This is a genomic window from Rathayibacter sp. Leaf296, assembly GCF_001423045.1.
Taxonomy (GTDB): Bacteria; Actinomycetota; Actinomycetes; order Actinomycetales; family Microbacteriaceae; genus Rathayibacter; species Rathayibacter caricis.
In genome coordinates, this window is the sequence record NZ_LMNR01000001.1 from 226,187 (window position 1) to 244,599 (window position 18,413).

The following is an 18,413-nucleotide window of genomic DNA, read 5'->3' on the forward strand; positions in this document are numbered from 1 at the left end:
GGCGCTTCTCCACTAGTTGCGGGAGTCGCGCGCGGTTACCGCAACTTCTGCGGAAGTGCGGAACAGGGGGCGGGCGGTGGAGTGTTCCGCCGCTCGCCTCGTGCTGCTTCTCCAGTAGTTGCGGGAGGGGCGCGCGGTTACCGCAACTTCTGCGGAAGGGCGGGGGAGCCGGGGTGCCCGAGGAGCCGGGGTTCCCGCCGTGCAGCGGTTCTCCAGTAGTTGCGGGGAGGGCGGGCGGTTACCGCAACTTCTGCGGAAGTGCGGAGCAAGGGGGGCGGGCGGTGGAGTGCGTCGCCGCTCGCCTCGTGCTGCTTCTCCAGTAGTTGCGGGAGAGGCGCGCGGTTACCGCAACTTCTGCGGAAGGGCGGAAGGGCAGGACGGGATGCGGGTCAGACGTGGCGGCCGGGGCGCTGGACGCCGACGGCGGTGAGGGTGATCGAGCCGGTGGTGCCCTGGGCGGCGGAGGGGGCCGACTCGGGGAGCCGCAGGGTCAGGCGGAGGTGATCCGTCACTCCGTTCGCGAGGGCGGGGGAGGCGGGCAGGTCGATCCGGGCGGTGGCGGGACGGTCGGGGGAGACCGCGGTGATCGTGCCGCCGCAGGTCGCGCCGTCGGAGGACCAGGGCTGGGAGCAGCGGTCCAGCGCGATCTGCAGGCCGTCGGAGGGGCTCGCGCCGATCACGGGCGCCGCTGATTCGAGCTGCAGGGCCGAGACGGCGACGGAGCCGGCGTTCGTGAGGTCGACGAGGCGGCGGGCGGTGCCTCCGGGGACGAGTCCGGTGACGGCGACCGGGACGGTGGTGGCGGTGGTCGCGGTGAACGAGAGGGTGACGACTCCGGAGCTCGTGCGGGCCTGGACGGAGTCGCGCGACGTGAACAGGGCGGTGGCGGTGGCGGTTCCGGCGAGGACGAGCGCGGTCGCGAGTCCGGCGGCGAGCAGGGTGCGGTGGCGGCGCGGGGGGCGGACGCGCGCAGCGCGGTGGGCGGCGCGGGTCACGAGGCGGCTCCGGAGCGCGTGGGGAGGTGCGCGGCGCTCGCGTCGGCAGTGACCGCATTCGGGGCGCTCGGCTCTGCGCTTCCGGCGTCGTCGGCGATCGCCCGCGCGGTATCGGCCCGCGCGGTATCGGCCTGCGCGGTACCCGTCTGCGCGGAACCCGCCCGCGCGGAACTCGCCTCCGCAGCACCCGCCTCCGCGTCGCCCACCCCGCCCGCGGGCCGACGCCAGATGACGAGCAGCACCGCGGCGACCACGAGCGCGCCGCCGCCCGCGAACAGGGCGAAGCGCGCCTCCGGGGTCGTCAGCGCGAGGGCCGGCCAGCCCAGCAGCGGCACGACGGCCTCCTCGCGCCAGACGCGGGAGTCGCCGATGGTCAGGATCCACGGGTCGGCGGAGGCGTTGTTGTCGCCCTTCGTGGTCAGGGCGAGCTGGCCGGGCTGGCGGTCGCGCAGCTGCGCGGCGTCCGCCTCGGAGTAGACGAGGGTCACCCGGTGGATGACCCGGCGCGAGGACGCGGTCGGGTCGGTGAACACGATCACGTCGCCGGCGCGGATCTCGGCCTGCGCGGAGGGGAGGGTGACGGCGAGGGATCCGACGGGAATGCCGGGCGCCATCGAGTTCGAGAGCACGGGCACCAGGCGGATCACTCCGAGCGCCGACAGGGCGAACGCGGCGACGCCCGCGACGGCGAGCAGGGTGACGAGCACGCCGGCGAGGGCGCGGAGGAGGCGGCGGATCACGCGGGGTCCTCCCGGCGGCGGCGGGCGAGCAGGAGTCCGGCCGCGAGGGCGACGAGGGCTCCGAGCAGCGCGGCGCCGAGGTCGCGTCCGGTGACGGCGAGGCCACCGGGACGCGCGGGGGAGTCGGGGGAGGCGACTCCGGAGTCAGCGGCAGGTTCCCCAGCACCGGGACCGCCAGCACCGGGACCGCCGGCGCCAGGCCCCCCGGCGCCGGGCCCACCAGCGCCGGGCCCACCAGCCCCAGGCCCCCCGACACCCGGCCCGCCCGGCTCCGCCGCCCCCGCCACCGAGAACACGACCCGGAGCGACCCGTCCGCGTCCTCGAGCGCGTTCCCCGCCGACTCCGGGAACGCCACGCGCACCCGGACGCCGACGGTCGCACCCTCGGCGATCGGGCGGGCGGTCTCGAGCCGGCCGAGCCCGGCGGCGGGTCCGGATCCGAGCGGCACGTCGCCCGAGGCGCAGGTGAAGCGCTCGACGGTGCGGCCCTCGGGAGTGGGCAGCGGAGTGGAGTCGAAGGGCGCGTCGCAGAGGTCGACGGCGAGGCGGAGCCCGCCAGGAGCGGTGAGCAGGGGCCCCTCGGAGTCGAAGCCGACGGTGAGCGCGTGGCCGACCGAGTCGGTGTTGGTCACCTCGGCGGCCCACTCCGACGAGTCGCCGGGCGCCAGATCGGCGAGGGCGACGGGCGAGGAGGAGCGCTCGCGCACGTCGAGGACGTCGCGCTGCTCGGCGCTCGCCGCGGGCGCGAGGAGGACCACCGCGGGCGCGAGGAGGACCGTCGCGAGGACGGCGCCGAGCGCGCGGGCGGGGTGCATGGTGACTCCGAAAGGAAAGAGGAGGGGGTCCGCGCCCGACCACGGGGGCCGGGCGCGGACGGGGTGCTACTTCTGGATGCCGTCGCGCTGGATCGCAGCGGCGGTGTACTGGATGGTCGCCGCGGCGTTCTCGTAGTCGTTGTCGGCGGCCGTGGGCAGCACGAGCTCGACGAGCGAGTTCAGGGTCGCGCCGGTGCCGGTGTCGGACGGGAAGGTGCCCTCGGTGGTCGGGGTCAGGCCGAAGTCGGCCGGGCCGAAGTCGATCGCGTTCGCGAGGCCGCCGATGGTCGACAGCTTGCCCTGGGAGGTCACGGTGGTGTCGCCGCCGCAGGTGTACGGGCCGGTCGGCGCGGTCGAGGTCGTCCAGGCGACCGAGCAGGTGAGCAGGCGGTAGTCGAGGCCGTCGGCTCCGGTGACGAGCGACTCGCCGAGCCCGGCCAGCGCCGGGTCGTCCGTGCCGAGGGTCTGGGCCGTGACCTCCTGGTAGAAGCGGACGGACTCGACGAGGTCTCCGTCGTTGGTCGCGTTCGGCAGCTCGATCAGCAGCGGGCGCTGCACCGTGTCGCCGGGGGCGATGTCGGTGATCGTCCAGTCGCCGGTGGCGACGATGTCGAGCTGACCGGCGTCGACGGTCGTCTCGGCGGTGTCGGAGTCGGTGAAGACGGCGAAGGCGCCGGCGCCGGCGAGCGCTCCTGCGGCGAGCAGGACACCTCCGGTGAGGGCGATCTTCTTCCACGGGGTCGTGCGGGTGGGTCGGGGTGCTGCGGAGGTCATGGCGACCGTTCCTCTCTGGTCAGTGCCCGGTGCGGGCGTGGTCTCCCTTTCGCAGGACTGCGCAGAGGGAAGCTTCAGGGGGCGAGCGGGCATCAGCAGCCCCTCGCCGAGACGACGGCCGGGGTGGTCACGGCGGTCGAGGCGGGCGACGCGACGCCGAGCCAGCGCTGCAGGTCGGGGCGGATCCGCCACTGGTAGCCGCGGCCCTCGCCGACCCTGTCGTCGGTGAACGACGTGGCCGCGGCTGTGGGAGTCGCGACGACGGTCCACGGTCCGGGCGTCGTGCCGGACGTGCGGCGCTCGAGCGTCCAGCCGGTCGTTCCCGCCACGGCCGCCCACGAGACGAGCACCGTGGGCCGGTTCGCCGTGCAGCTCGCGACGGGCGTAGCGACGACGGCCGAGCGCGTCCACGTGCCCAGGCTCACGGCTCCGCTGGTCACCTCGGTGTCGGTGAAGCCGCGGCGGGTGAGGGGCTGCGGATCGACGGACACGGTGATCGTGGACGCCGCGGTGAGTGCGCCGTCGCTCGCCGTGTACGGGATCACGACCGGGCCGGTGAAGCCGCCGCCGGGCGGCGTGTAGGTGCAGGTCGTGGTGCACGAGAGCGTGCCGCGGGCGGGGGTCTGCGCCGTGAAGGTGAGCGTCGTGCCCGGGTCCTCGTCGGTGTCGTTGGCGAGCGGCGAGATCGCGACGGGCGCGCCTCCGGTGATCGCGACCGCCCGGTCGGCGCGGGCGACGGGCGCGTGGTTGACCGCGGTGACCGTCACCGTGACGCGCACGTTCCAGGTGCCGTAGGTGCTCTGCAGCGCGTAGTCGAAGACGTCGGTGCCGACGTACGCGGCGATGGGCCGGTAGGTGCACTGGCCGCGCGTCGCTCCGGTGTCGACGCAGGTGACCGACCCCTGCACGGGAGTGGCGGGCGCGGGTGACGCGGCGCCTCCGATGCTCTTGGGAGTCGCCGAGAGCTGCGCCCGCGAGAACGTGGCGCCGGTGGCGACCGCCCCGTCGTTGGCCAGCACGTCGATCACGACCGAGCCGCCCTGCACGACCGTCACGGAGTCGGCGACCGGGTCGGGCACGACCGTGATCGCCACGGAGGCGGTGCGCGTGAAGGCCGGGCCCGTGGGCGGAGTCGCGGTGACGGTCGCCGTGTTCGCGATCGTGCCGGCCGTCACGTCGGCCGCGGTGGTCGTGTACGTGGCGGTGGCAGTGACGATCTGCCCCGGAGTGAGGCGGCCGGCGGTGCCCGGCCAGGTCGGGGTGATCGTCGAGAGCCCGGCCTTCGGGTCGCTGATCGCGACGCTCGTGAGGGTGGTGTTGCCGGTGTTCGTGGCGCGGAACGTGTAGGTGATGACGGTGCCGGCCGCGCTGATGAACGACGGGTTCGCCGTCTTGGTGAAGGCGAGGTCGTTGGTGCGGGTGAGCGCGACGGTCTTGGACGCGGTGGACGTGACGGCCGCTCCGCTCGTCGGCGTGCCCGTCGCGGTCGCGGTGTTGAGCACGCTGCCCACGTCGATGTCGGCCTGCGTGATCGCGTAGCTCGCCGTCGCGGTGACCGTCTGCGCGACTCCGAGCGTGTTCGCGGTGCCCGGCCAGCCGCCGTAGGTCACCGTCGCCCGCGGGTCGGCGATGCTGACGGCGGTGAGCGGCACGTTGCCGGAGTTGGTCAGGGTGAAGGAGTAGTCGATCCGCGCGCCGACGACGGCGGTGCCGGTGAGCGTCCCGTCCTTGGTGAGGGTGAGCCCGGGGGCGTAGCGGATGGGTGTCGTGGCGGTGCTGGTGGCCGTCACGGTCGTCGGAGTCGCCGCGAGCGTACGCCCGCTGACCGTCGCCGTGTTGGTGAGCGCCGTGTTCGCGTTGATGTCGCCCTGCGTCACCGTGTACGGGGCGGAGGTGAAGGTCGCCTGCCCGCCCGGTGCGATCTGCGCGGTGGTCGGCGTGATGCCGGCGACCTTCGGGTCGGTGACCGCGACTCCGGTCAGCGTCACGTTGCCCGTGTTGCGGGCGACGAAGGAGTAGGTGACCGTCTCGCCGACGTCGGCCCGGGTGTTGCCGTTGGTGTCGGCGAGCGCGCCGGTCTTGGCGAGGGTGATCACGGGGGCGGGTGTGGTGATGGGGGCGGTGACGGTGGACGGCGCACTCGTGACGGACGTCACGATCGGACCCGGCACCGTCTTCGTGGCGGAGGCCGTCGCCGTGTTGACGAGAGTGCCGACCACGGCCTCGGCCGCGGTCACCGTATGGCTCCCCGTACAGGTGACCGTGGCGAGGGGAGCGAGTGTCGTCGTCGGACAGCTGATCGCAGGGACCTTCGGGTCGGCGACGGCGACGTTGCTGAGCGTGCCGTTGACCGAGCCGTTGGTGACCACGAACTGATAGCGGATGATCGACCCCTCGGAGTAGGTCGCGGGCTGCGTCGTGGTGCGGTCGATCTGCTTGACGAGCGAGATGTCGTCGAGGTTGTTGATGGTGGACACCGAGACGTTGCGGATCAGGTGCGTGTCGGAGGAGCCGCCGGTCGAGGCGGTGAAGCCGAGCTTGTAGGTCAGCGGAGCCGCCGTCGTCATCGTGAACTGCATGGCCTGCGTGAGCTGAGAGGCGGCCATGCCTGCGGAGGCGCCGTAGAAGACGGTCACCACGGGGAACGTCGCGGGCGAGACGGTCACGCGGATGGTGCGGCCGGCGCTGGCCAGTGGCGCGCCGGTGTCGCCCAGATTGAGCGTGGGTCGGAGGCCGGCGAGCCCCGTGGGTACCGGAGTGCCCTGGATGTAGCAGTAGCCCGTCTTCCCCTGTCCGGGCCCGCGGGCGACGATGCGGTTCGGTGTGGAGCCCGGAGCGGTCGGCGTCGCGGCGCATCCGGTTCCCAGACCGACCTCGGGTGCCGTCGGGGGGCGCGAGGAGAAGTTGCCGAAGACGTCGAGCCCGATGCCCAGATACCCGCCGTTGACCCCGTCGAACGTCGCGGACTGCCCGTAGCCGAGGGAGCCGCCGGGAGCCCCCGCCGACGTGAGGTTGCGCGAGCCGTCGGTCAGGAAGAAGCCGATGCCGTCGGCCCCCTGGAGGCCGAGCACCGCCTGGTACTGGTACTGATCGAACTGCACGTCGAGGCCGCCGGTCGCGGGGATCGGACGGTTGAAGACGGCGCCGCCGCGCGCGTTCCCGCGGGTGTCGGTGAGCTGCAGGAAGCCCGGCGTGGTGGCGGGGCGGGGCGCCTGCTCCCGATTCGCGCAGACCCCGAGGTTGGACGTGCCCGCCGGGGGAGCGACGGTCGCCCGCGTGATGCAGGCGTTGTCGAGTGCCTGCCAGGCCGGATCGACGACGCTCGTGCCGCCGAACCCCTCCTGCAGGAGCATGGTCGCGGCCTGGGCATTCTGCGTCGGCCCGACGACGAGCACCGCGGCGAGGAGCGCGAGGACGACCGTGAGCGCGGCCCGGCGTCGGGACGCGCCGCGCCGATGCCGAGGGCGGTCGTCGAGGCGGCGCCGGGGTGCGCGCACTGCCGTCATGACCCGACCCCCGGAAGGCTCACCGGACCGTCCGAGCTGAGCGGATACGAAGATACGGTCGTGGCAGGAGGGGCCTTGTCCCCCTAAGAAGGCACGCGGCGGAGGGGTGCTTGTGCCCCTTCTCGGGGGGATGTCAGGAGGCGGTCATCCTGCGCTCACAGAGTTCTCAGGATCGGGTGCTCATTAGCCCGCGGGGCCCTCTATGAGGGCTGCACTTCCGCGCCATCGCCGGGATCGGCCGATGCGCGGAATGCGTAAGTCCTGCACGAGCGACCCGGTGGCGTCTCCGACAGGTGGCGGAGAACGGCACCCATCTGACGCGAGATCACGTCGGTGAGGCGCGCCCTCAGGAGCATGGTCGGAGTGTCGGCGCGGTCACTCCGAGGTGCGGCTCAGGTGCCCGAGAATGCTGGTCTTCAGGCCGACGTCCAGCATTCTCGGGCAACTCAGTCGAGTCAGCTCGGGAGGTAGGTGCCCAGGCCGGTCTGCGTGATCCGACCCGCTGCGACCGCCGCCGCGGTCGTCTCCTCGACCAGCGCCCGGATGTTGTCCGTCATCCGCTGGATGCCGAGGAACGACATCGTCGCCCGCACCAGGGCGAGGTGGTCGATGCCGGGAGCGGAGCGGACGCACAGAGCGACGGCGTTGATCGCCTCGAACGGGTCGATGTGCTCGTAGATCCGATCGACCGCCACGTACGCCCGGAGGCGAGCGGTGCGGTGCGAGTGCGGTTCCTGTCCGGCTGCCCAGAGGAAGCCCGGATCGTCCGCCCGGCGCAGCTCCTCCGGGAAGCAGCGGAGGATGCTGTCGGAGCGGGCGCCGTGGACCTTGAGAAGCCCGAACGCCCCGGCGACGAGCTTCGCGGCACGCATCTCGTGGATCGGCCCCTCGGCCTCCACGATCTGAACCACCAGGTCGGCGATCAGGCGCGTCGGCTCCGGCGACGGCAGTGCGTTGAGCAGCTCGAGAGTGCCGACGGTGCGTGCGGGCCAGCTGGTGTAGCCGATCTCTCCGGTCGTCCTGTCGACAGCGGATGATCCGGCTGCTCCGTCGATGAGGGGGAGCCCGGTGTATTGAACCAGGGAGCGCTCGGTGTCCCGAGAGGGGAACCTCTCGACGGTCGGCGGAAGGTACAGGGACGACGTACTGCGGACGAGCAGCACGTCGTCCTCCCGTTCCGCCGCCTCGTCGTCGGGCGCGAGCTCCAACGGAGGCGCGACCGGCGCCGGCACGGCCGCTGCGACGCGCGCCGCTTCGAGCTCCCGCCGCTCCCGCACCTCTGCCTCGGCGCGATCGACCGCCGCCCGCAGACGCGTGATCACGGCGTCGCGATCCGCGAGCCACTCCGGCAGCCAGACGCGTTCGACGGCCGGCCAGCCCATCGCGTTCTTCAGCACCGACTCGGGAAGCCCGTCCCTGTCGCTGACCGTCCGGCGTCGACGCCAGGACGGACCGTCGAGCAGCACGGCGACGAGCGGTCGATCGGGCTCCTCGACGGTCGACAGCGCGACGTCGACGCGGAACTCCGACAGTCCGATGTCGGCCCGCGCGGAGAGCCCCGCCTCGATCAGTGCGCCCGCGAGTTCATCGCGGTGCGCATCCGGGAGCGACGCCCGATCGAGGGAGCCGTCCGCCGCTCCGAAGCCGGCCTGCGCGATCTGCAGGTACGCCTTGAGGTGCTTCACTCCGACCGACTGCGTCTCGTCGGCGCGCAGCTCGGCCGGGTCGAAGCTGCAGTAGAGGACCACCTGACGCCGCGCTCGTGTGACGGCGACGTTCCAGCGCCGCTCGCCGCCGGCGCGGGTCAGCGGCCCGAACTGCAGCGGCACCACGCCCTTGTCGTTCGCGCTGAACGCGACCGAGAAGAGGATCGCGTCGCGCTCGTCGCCCTGCACGTTCTCGAGGTTCTTGACGAAGAGACCGTCCGACACGTCGAGCGACTGGGCGACCCGTGCGTCGGTGGATCCGCGCAGCATCCCGTCGATCAGATCGCGCTGCTGAGCGTTGAACGTGATGATGCCGAGCGACGGGATCTCCTCGGGCGAGGCCTCGAAGCGCCGGTGGACCTCGGCCACGATGGCCTCTGCTTCGGCAGGGTTGGTCCGCAGCGCCTTGCCGCGCCCTGTGCGGATGAACGAGCCCGCCACCCGGACGAACGAGATGCCGTAGCCGTCGTGACCGGCCCCGGTGTCGCCGTCGTGCGGAGTCGGGAACGACGAGAGCCGGCTGTCGTAGTACCGGCTGTTGCTGAAGGCGATCAGCCGCTCGTCCTGACTGCGGTAGTGCCACGACAGCCAGCGCGAGGGCACGCGGGCCTGCGACGCCTCAGAGAGGATCGACTCCTCGTCGACGACGGTCTCGGCGGCTGCCGCCTCGTCGTCGGCGGCCCCGGTCTCGGCGAAGCTCGTCGGCGGCATCTGCTTGCTGTCGCCGACGATGACCGCACTCCGTGCGCGTCCGAGAGCACCGACCGCGTCCGCGACGCGGACCTGCGATGCCTCGTCGAAGACGACGATGTCGTAGAGGTCGGAATCGACGGGGAGGAACCGCGCGACGGATTCCGGACTCATCAGCGTGCAGGGAGCGATCTGCGTGATCAGCGGGCCGAACTCCTCCATCAGCTTCCGGACCTTCATGCCGCGCAGCTTGTACTCGAGTTGGCGCTTGAGGCCGCCCATCATCGAGGTCGGGACGGAGCTCAGATCGCGGCGGGCCAGCACCTGCGCGGGGATGATTCGCGGGAGCTCGTCGCGGACGGCGCTCGCGCCGGTCGTGTAGCGACCGAGCAGCCGCTCGTGCGCAGAGGTCTCGAAGCTGTCGAGCTCGGTCCCGGCGAGGCGTTCCGCCACTGAGGCGGATGCCAGGCCCTTCTCGAAGGCGAGCAGAGCCTCGTCCGCCGGCTCCGTGCCCTCGAGGTAGTGCTTCCGCGCGGTCGTCATCAGGGCCGCGCGGAGGGGCTCGAGCTGTTCCAGGAGGGTCAGCCAGGCCTGCAGCGACCTGACCGCCGTCCGACCCGTTCCGCGCTCGACGGCCGACGCGCGCCAGCGCTCGAGGACGGGCAGGCCGTCAGCCCACTCGTTCAGTTCCGTCGAGGGCGCGCCAGCGAGCGAGAGCACGGCTCGGTACGCGTCTCCGAAGCGCAGCAGTGCGGCCCCGAGTTCGACCCGGTCGGACCGTCGGTACACCTGACGCAGCAGGTCGCGATCGACGACGTCGTTCGCTCCTTCACCGTCGACCACGAGTCGCCGCAGTCGCCGCAGGACCTCGATCTCGTCGGCGATGGCTCGGAGGGCATCGCCGTCGAACGGGCTCCAACCCGCAGGTGCCAGCGGTGCGGGGATCTGCTGCACGCGCCCGCGCAGATGTTCCGCGTACCGATGGGCTTCGAGGAGTCGATCGATCAGGGGGACGAGACCGTCGAGCGGAACGCTCTCGGGGTCGACCCGGAGATAGGGGGTGAGCCAATCCCTGACGCCGCGTCTCAGCCGCTTCCGCGAGAGCAGTCCGGCTTCATTTGCTGCGACCGCCGATGCTCGGAGGCCGAAGAGGTCGCCATCGAGCACAGCCTCCCGCACCGTGTCGAGCACGTCGAAGTGCGTCGGGGCGAGCCGCAGCAGTTCGTCCTGCGTGCTCGCGAAGTGCGCATCCCAGCCGGGATCGACGAACTGGTCGAGCACGGACGCGGGCCGGAGCTCGGCCTCGGTGAGACGGATCGCGGGCGCCAGCACGGCAGGGTCCGAGGCGCTCGAGAGCCCGGCAGTCGGGAAACCGAGGCGGTCGAGGTCGGCGAGGGCGGCGTCGAGCTCGTCCGATGCCGGCGCGAGCTGCTCCGCGAGCCCGGGAGCGAGCCGGGTCGGCGAGACGAACGACCAGGGGTGGCCGCGCCGAGGGCGTGCGGCATCCGATGCGTCGGAGAGGAACCGCAGCGCCTGCCGGATGCGATCGAACTGCTCGGAGGTTCCGTTCTCGACGAGTGGCAGCGGCACCTCGAGAGGGCGCACGTGCTCCTCCGCGAGTACCTCGCGCTGGCGCGCCTCGTACAGCGAGAAACCTGCTCCGTTCTCGTCGTGGACCCTGTCGGCGTACTTCCGGAGTCCCCGAGCAGTCGACTCCACCACCAGTTGCTTGGATTCGAAGCCCTGCTTGTCGGGCCGGACCGAGAAGTCCAGGGCCGCACGGATCTGAGCGCGCGCCTCCGCCGGCCGTGCGCCCTTGTCGTGCAGATCGAGGCAGAACGGCCCCAGCCCGACCTCCTCCAGCCGCCGCTTCACGACGTCGAGCGCCGCGCGCTTCTCGGCGACGAAGAGGACCCGCTTGCCCTCCGCGAGGGCCCGTGCGAGGAGGTTCGTGATCGTCTGCGACTTGCCGGTTCCAGGAGGGCCTTCGAGCACGAAGGTCTTGCCGGCGACCGCCGCGGCGACCGCTTCGAGCTGCGACGCGTCGGCCGGCACGGGAACGGCGGCGGCCAGGGCGTCGAGATCCAGCGTGAGATCCTCCCCGGCCGGGTCCTCGAACGGCTCGAGCGGCGAATTGATCAGGTGCGAGACCAGCGGGCTCTTCGCCAGCGTCTCCCACTGCTCGTCGAGGTCCTTCCAGAGCCGGTACTTCGCGAACTGAAGCACGGCGAGGTCGACCGTCTCCTCGACGCGGAACGGCAGACCGCGCTCGGCGAGGGTCGCTCGGACGGAGTCGAAGGCGACCCGCAGGTCGATGCCCGACTCGTCTTCGGCGGGCGCGGCGAGCCCCGGCAGGTCGAGACCGAGACTCACCCGCAGCTTCTCGATGAGGCAGAAGTTGGGTGTCGACGAGCCCGACTCGTCCAGCGTGATCGTGAAGACGGAGCCGCGCGAGGTCTCCTTGATCGTGACCGGCACGAGGACCATGGGAGAGCGCAGCTCGCGATGGTCGAGGGTCCAGACGAGCGTGCCGAAGGCGAGGTAGAGGTTGTTCGCGCCGGTCTCCTCCACGATCGTCTTGGCCGACGCGGCGAACTTGCGGAGCTTGTCGGTGTATGTCGCGGTCGTGACGTCGACGAAGACCCGCTTCTTGCCGAACAGCATCTCGGTGCGGGACTGCTCGGGCATCTCCCGCCCGTAGCGGATGCCGCGCTCGCGCTCGATCTCGGGGATGTCGTCGGACGCGACCAGCTGCACCGGTGCCGCACGGTTGACGATGTCCTCGAAGCGGGCGAGGTCCGCTCCGGGCACAGCCAGGGAGAAGCCCGCGCGGTTCGTGTAGTTGATCAGCCGGTTCCGGAGGCTGAGGTCGAGCAGGGCGTTCTTCCACGTGGCGACACGCGCGGGTCCGGTTGCGACCTCGCGGCGCCGACCGCGGTTCTCGCCGCCGAAGTCGAAGACGAACTCCGACCCCGCCGGGGTGTATTCGTGGACGGTGACAGCGCCTCGGGCGTCGACGGATCGGCTCGGCAGCGGGTAGAGGCCGCTGTTGCGCGCCTCCCGCACGTCCGCGACGCCGAGCAGCCCGGCACTCCCCGTTGCGAGGTACGAGCGGGCGGTCTGCTGCGCCTGCGCGATCGTTCGGGAGTCGCCGGTGAGCATGGTCGTCTCGACGACGCGGATCCGATCCATGTCGGCGTAGTTCACGGCGGTGCTGGCGTCGAGCGAACCCGCTGTACCGAGGGTCGATTCGACCCGCCAGTATCCGAGGAAGATGTGCCCGGGGAGGAGCCATAGTGTGCTGTTGATCCCCGCCTGCTCCAGCGCCGCTGCGAGAGTCAGGGTCAGATCGAGGCAGGTGCCGAGGCGCCCGTCGAGCACGTCGGCCGGGGTGCGGACCTTCTGGCCGTCCTCTCCCCAGCTGGCAGGCGGCTCGGTGTAGGCGATGCCGCGCGAGCGGATCGAGTCCCACACCGCCTCGACGATGCTGTCGACGCGCTCCTCGCTCTGGCTCTGGTATCCGTCGAGGTCGGAGCGACCCGTCGCCGCGCCCAGTCGCTCCGCTGCGTCGCGCAGAACCGCGCCGACCACCGCGGCGTTCGGCTGCACGAAGGACGAGAGCAGCTCGAGCCCGAGCTGGAGCGGCCGTGCCTTCCACTCGCTCGCCGCGAGGACGGTCACGTCGATGGAGGCCTCGGCGAGACGATCGCCGTCGGCGGTGCGCAGTGTCGCGCGGATGCTCCCCGGTCGACGCTGCTCGACGGCGAGCATGCGGCCGGGATCGAGGGTCAACGACACGTTCTCGAGCGGCTTGTCCTGGCCGGCCGCGAGGTCGAGGCGGATCGTCCGCGGCCCTCCGAGTGAGCCGTTGGCATCGACGACCTCGAGGTCGAGCGACGCGCCGCGGAGCTCCTCGCCGGAGTTGCGGACGAGGATCCGGGTGACCGGTTGGATGCGTGCGTTCGCCATCGCGTAGGAGAGCTCGTCATGAGCGTCGATCTCGATCGTGAGGGCTGGTGCGTCGACCCGAATCGGGTCGGCGCTGTCCGGCGTGTCCTCGGGGGAGGCGGGTTCGGAGTCGGGGGTCGTGGTCGCTGCGAGGGCTCCGGTGGTGGTCGCTCCGATCTCGACGACCGACCGGCCGTTCTCGCCCACGCCGCCCGGCGCGGGTTCGTTCGCTGCCGGCACCTCGTCCTGCGCGGCAGTTGACCGCTCGACGGTGGCGCTGTCGGCTTCCGCCAGGATCCGGAGGCGCACCTCGCCCAACTCCTCGGCCATGTGGTCCATCGCGACTTCCTGCAAGAGGGTCTGCGCAGCCAGGATGGCGCGGTTGGTCTTCGCTCGGTCGAACTGCTCGTTGTGAGCCCAATCGTTGCGCACCTGCCGCAGATGGCGCAGGCAGCCGCCGGCCAGGGGGGAGATGGCCCGTTCGAACGGTCGCCCGAGCGGATCGATCGAGTGCGTGAGCACCCGGACCAGCAGGGAGAAGTCGCGCTCCCCGTACCGCTGACCACTGTGTCGGGAGCCGGCATGCGCCTGGTCGTGCCGCTGCAGGACGACCGTCCAGTTCTCCCCCTCGCCGATGTGGGGCGCGAGCACGCTGTTCACTGTCGGGAGCAGGCCGTCGACGACCATCCCCAGTGCACGGTCGATGAGCTGGCGGTACTCGAGATCGTTCATCCGACGGGGTCCCCCTCCGATCCGTCGCGCGGAGCGCCACGGCGTTGCTCGATCCTATTGACGGGTGCCGACACCGACGACCCGGTGGCCGAGGAACTGCCTAGTGACGAGGCGTCTGTGAGCGTCTGTCACGAATGGGTGTTCGTCAGATGACGACCGATGTAGCCGATGTAGATCTTCCCCGAGCGGTCAGTGTCATCGAAGTAGTGCATCCGCGGAGCGAATGAGTCGTTGGTGGACACCTTGAAGTGGGCGGACATCATCACCAATCCGGATGGATCCACTGAACCCGGGACGGGCAGCATCCGCTCGCGCGCCCACGCTTGATTGCTGAGGACCGAGTCGCTTTCCGTTGCCGCGTGACGGATGGGGGTGCACTTGAAGCCCTGCGGAGCGAGGTCGGACGTCAAGTAGATGTGGACCGTGCCGCGTGCCCAGCCTGCAGCCTTGGCTTCCGCATAGTCATGAAGGACATGCACGAATTCCCAGACTTTCGCGGAGTACTGACCTAGGCTATCCCGCTTGTCCACATTCTCTGCGTCTGCTCGACTTCCGCAGAACTCGACGCGGTTCGCGATGAAGCCACGGCCGGGGTCACCCGAGTCGCTCAGGCATGCGACAACTTCCGACATCGAGCCCGGGGGCTCCCACGCGGCATCTAATGGAACGATGAGCTTGTCGAACGCCTGCAGACCCGCGAGCTGTTGCTTGAAGTAACGGGCTTCGCGCTCCGCTCGTCTTAGTGCCTCGCTCTCGACGGCGAGGTCGAGGAAAACGGCATCGATCCGCTCGTTCAGCTCGGCGTTCTGCGCAGCGAGCAGAGCCTGCTCCCGCCCCTGCCTGCCGAGCTCCTCCTCGGCGACCTCGACCTCCGACGCGCGTGTCTCGATGAACGAGTCGAGCCGATCGAGCGCATTCTCGTCTGCCTGCTCGGCTCGAATCCACTTGCTGACAAGACGACTCGCTCTCGCAATGACGGTGCCGAAACCAGAGACTTCATCAGACTTTGACGGTTCGGTCGCGAAGGTCAACAGAGATTCGAACGACGTTCCCGCCTCGACCGAGGCTCGAGCGGCGATCGGAGCAGCTGCTGGGCCGGCCGATGATTCGGCGACGGCCGGAGCAACGCGCGCATCGACCAGCGCTCGCCGGTGCACTCTGCTCTCGGCTTGGCTCAGTTCGTCGAGTGCCTGACGGACGTCGACGGGAAGGCCCAGTGAGAGGAACTGCCGCTTCATGGCTGCCGCGTGGGTGATCTGCAGGTGCTCGGCGACGTGACCGTTGTCGCTGATTGCACGCGCGAAAGTCGCAGGCCCGAGCACGCGGTGGCGGAGGGCGTCCTGCCTCGACGAAAGGTCCACTCCGGGGAGGAACGTACGGACTCTCCCTCGAGGAACTTCGTGGCTATCGGGCAGGCGCCGCTCGAACAAGTCGGCCATGGCCGCGCTGATGACGTAGGTGGTCGCCACGCCAACGCTCTTCCGAGTGAGGTCCGCGACGATCCGGGCGAACCGATCGTCCGTGGCGGATTCGACCGAGGTCGCAATGATGACCGAGCACCGGCGCGTCGGATCCGTGATGGCGGCCAGGGCCTCGTCGATGCCGCGATCGTCCTCGATCAACACAGGATCGGCGCTGAGGACAGTCCGGCCCTCGACGACCACCGAATTGCGAAGGAGAGCTTTGACGATGTTCGGGGGTGCGACGGCTTCGACCGGATCGGAGGAGCTTCTGTCGGTGACTCCCGCTTCGACAACCAGCGACTGGGTGAATCCGTCGGACGTCGGCGCGGAAATCGCGAGCACCGAGACGTCGAAGACCCTTCCCGAACTCGACTCCGAGAAGCTGTACCGGCGGAGCCATCGGCTGTTCATCGGATCGTCTCGATGGCTGGCGAGAAGACGACCGCCGCCGCCGAGATCGAACTCACCTTCGCCGTCCCACTCCGCGGTTGTCAGGTTGCCACGTCTGCGACCGCTCCGAAGCTTCGACTGGAGCCACTCGCGGAGGGCTCGTTCAGCGACCTCGATCGCGTCTGCAGACTCGTCGAGCCGCAGGACGGCGCGATATCCGATCACCATGATCGTCCCCCTGACTTCCTGATCACCGTAGCTGGCCGCGCAGACATCGAGAAGTTCCGCTGGGCCGACCACTTCCCGCTCTCCGAACTGTCTCGGGGTCGGCGGCAACCTGCGGTGAAGTTTCCGAACTCTACTAATCGACGCATAATGATCGACTAGTTTCTACGGTTGACGAATCTCTGTGGGCCGTGTGCCCCGGGGATTAGCGTTCGCGATGGGGTGAATGGCGGTGAGTATTGACGCGATCTGTGGGAGCAGGCGCGATACTGAGACGAAATCTTCATCGCGCCTGCGGAAGTGCATGAGAGTGTTACGGAGTTTGGAAGCGCTGTCCAGCGCTTGCTTGACCTCGACAACGATCGTAGTGTGTGTCAAGAACGGACCAGACGCTCTGTGCAGTCACTACGGCCACGAGGTCCCCGAAAGTCAAGTCGCTCGGGCTGGAAGAATCTGTCATTTTTGGACGTGAGATCAGTGCGTTTATTTCGCTGCGCGAGATCGGGCCACTGTCGAGTAACTCCACCACGATCCTGCGCAACTCGCCTTCGCATCGTTCCACGAGCACGAAGGGGCGTGCGATGTCGGCTAGGGCCTGGCCGAGGTCGGCGCTGGTCACAATCCCGGAGATCTCACCACTTGGCCCTGTCACGATGACGAAACCAGTCTTGTTGATCTTCTCGATGGCCGTCAGCAGTTCATCGTCGAGGCCCATCACCGGTGCGTCCCTGGCGACGCAGTCCTGCAATGTCGCGCGAGGGTCGTCCGACAGAGCCTGGCCGATGGACTCCCAGCTGATCGCCCCGACGGGTCTCGTGCCGCCTCCGTTGACGACGGGGAGCTGAGAGAAGTCATGCAGTTTCATCAGCGTCGTCGCTCGGGAGAGCGGATCGTTGAGCTTCACGAAGGTGACCGGTCGAACTGTTGCGCTAGGAATGAAGGCGATCTTCGGAGAGTTCGTCGACTCGTGCGTCACCAGATTCAACTTTCTGCTTGTAGTCAGGCGGACCGACTCATCGACCAGAGCTGTCGTGCATGATTCGCACGACGTCGACGAGGGCGTGGTGGGGGGACAGTGATCTGGGCTGAGAGGAAGCTCGCTCACGGTCCCTCGATCTCACACAGTTCAAGCCAGTTGAGTCGAGGGGCGCAGGTCGAGCGGTGGCCCTGTGACGAGTTCAGTCGCGCTTGCGCTTGAACAAGCCGGCGACCTTGCCGCCGACCGCGTCGGCAGCGCCGGCGACGGCCGACGCCGCCCCCTTCACCGCAGTGAGCGCCTGAGCCTCATCCGGGATGCCGTCGCCGTCGAGGTCGACGCTGCGGAACGGCCGCGACACCGCGCCGGCCGCACTGGCGACCCCTTCGCCTACGGCGCCGGCCGTGCCGGCGACCCAGGTCCCGGTCGACTTTGCCGCGTCCTCGAGGGCGGCGAGGGCGCGGTTCGGCTCCGAGTCATCGTCCTCCCCGTCGATCACGATCGAGAGGGCGAGGTGCGCAGGGAACTCCTCGGGCGCCTCCGGGAAGGCTGCGCGGGAGGCGCTGATGACCTCGCGGCCGAAGACGAAGCGGACGATCCCTCCCGACAGCGCACCGACTCCGTAGTCGACCGCCGCCTGCTGCTTGCCGCTCAGTGTGTCGCGGACGCCGGCGAGCTGGCCGGTCTGGATGGTCTGGACGAGGTCCTGGGCGCCACCGGCGGGGAGGGACTTCGCGAGAGTACTCGCCCAGGCGGAGCGCTCGACGGTCGTCGATGGGCCGGTGACCGCGTCGCCGGTGGACACGGCGGCGACGTCGGACGCCATGGCCGCGATCTGAGCGCCGCCCACCCGATCGTTCGTCAGTCCGTAGACCAGCGCCTGCGCCTGATCCTTGTCGAGGTCCATCCCGTGGATGTCGGCGATCGCCAGCGCGAAGATCGCCGTGATCTCGAATTGCAGCTGCTCGTCACCGGCGGGGAGGAGGCTCGCAGCCCGCTGCGCACCCGACTTCGCGGCGCCGAGGGCGACGTTCTTCGCGGCCGTCTTCACGGCGGCCTTCGTCGCCTCCTTGGTCGCCTTCTTCGCGGCCTGCGCCCCCACGCTCTTCACGCCGACGGCAGCGGCTCCCACCCCGGGGATCATGGCGATGCCCACGTCGGCCGCGATGGTGCCCGCCGAGATCAGAGCGCCCGCGGCGGTGATGGAGGTGCCGTAGTGGCGCTCGAGCATCCGCACCAGCTCGGCCGGCGACGCATCAGGACGCCTGCGCCGCAACTTCATCACGTACTTGCGAGCGATCGTGTGGCGGGCGCTGACCGCCTTCGCGATGTCGTGGACGGCCTCCTCCGCGGCGAGGTCGGTCTGCAGCGTGATCGGCTCGACGGCGATCGCCTCATCGACGGCGATCGCGTCACCGGCGGTCTCGGTCGTCTGGTCCTCGGTCATGGTCGT

General features: G+C 70.2%; 9 protein-coding genes. All 9 read right to left on the reverse strand.

The annotated features are described in order from the left end of the window. Positions 1-389: 389 nt before the first annotated feature. The 9 genes from ASF46_RS01015 to ASF46_RS01055 all read right to left on the reverse strand — a co-directional run bounded on the left by ASF46_RS01015 (position 390) and on the right by ASF46_RS01055 (position 18,407). Positions 390-995, reverse strand: coding sequence for a hypothetical protein (locus ASF46_RS01015; RefSeq protein WP_056866050.1), 606 nt, complete (start codon positions 993-995; stop codon positions 390-392). Continuing rightward, positions 992-1,735: a signal peptidase I gene (locus ASF46_RS01020; RefSeq protein ID WP_056866051.1), complete on the reverse strand. Its 744-nt coding sequence runs from the start codon at positions 1,733-1,735 to the stop codon at positions 992-994. The genes ASF46_RS01015 and ASF46_RS01020 overlap by 4 nt, the downstream gene beginning before the upstream one ends. Continuing rightward, on the reverse strand, positions 1,732-2,550 hold the full coding sequence (locus ASF46_RS19525; protein WP_056866052.1) for a hypothetical protein: 819 nt from the start codon (positions 2,548-2,550) through the stop codon (positions 1,732-1,734). Before ASF46_RS19525 ends, ASF46_RS01020 begins: the two co-directional genes overlap by 4 nt. Positions 2,551-2,616: 66 nt before the next feature. Beyond that, complete coding sequence (locus tag ASF46_RS01030; RefSeq protein WP_056866053.1) at positions 2,617-3,324, reverse strand: TasA family protein; 708 nt, start codon at positions 3,322-3,324, stop codon at positions 2,617-2,619. A 92-nt stretch (positions 3,325-3,416) separates the two neighbouring features. Beyond that, the gene (locus ASF46_RS01035; protein ID WP_056866054.1) at positions 3,417-6,830 is read right to left on the reverse strand and encodes an Ig-like domain-containing protein; all 3,414 of its coding nucleotides are present in this window, start codon (positions 6,828-6,830) and stop codon (positions 3,417-3,419) included. A gap of 455 nt (positions 6,831-7,285) precedes the next feature. After that, positions 7,286-13,906: a DUF3320 domain-containing protein gene (locus ASF46_RS01040; protein ID WP_056866055.1), complete on the reverse strand. Its 6,621-nt coding sequence runs from the start codon at positions 13,904-13,906 to the stop codon at positions 7,286-7,288. 128 nt (positions 13,907-14,034) lie between these two features. Continuing rightward, positions 14,035-16,059 (reverse strand): hypothetical protein, encoded by a 2,025-nt coding sequence (locus ASF46_RS01045; protein ID WP_056866056.1) that lies wholly within the window; start codon positions 16,057-16,059, stop codon positions 14,035-14,037. Between the two features lie 238 nt (positions 16,060-16,297). Further along, positions 16,298-16,960 carry a CBS domain-containing protein gene (locus ASF46_RS01050; RefSeq protein ID WP_162240147.1) on the reverse strand — a complete coding sequence of 221 codons (663 nt, stop codon included), beginning with the start codon at positions 16,958-16,960 and terminating at the stop codon, positions 16,298-16,300. A gap of 202 nt (positions 16,961-17,162) precedes the next feature. Then, a complete protein-coding gene (locus ASF46_RS01055) occupies positions 17,163-18,407 on the reverse strand; it encodes a hypothetical protein (RefSeq protein ID WP_235576818.1) in 1,245 nt (414 codons plus the stop codon). Between the last annotated feature and the right edge of the window lie 6 nt (positions 18,408-18,413).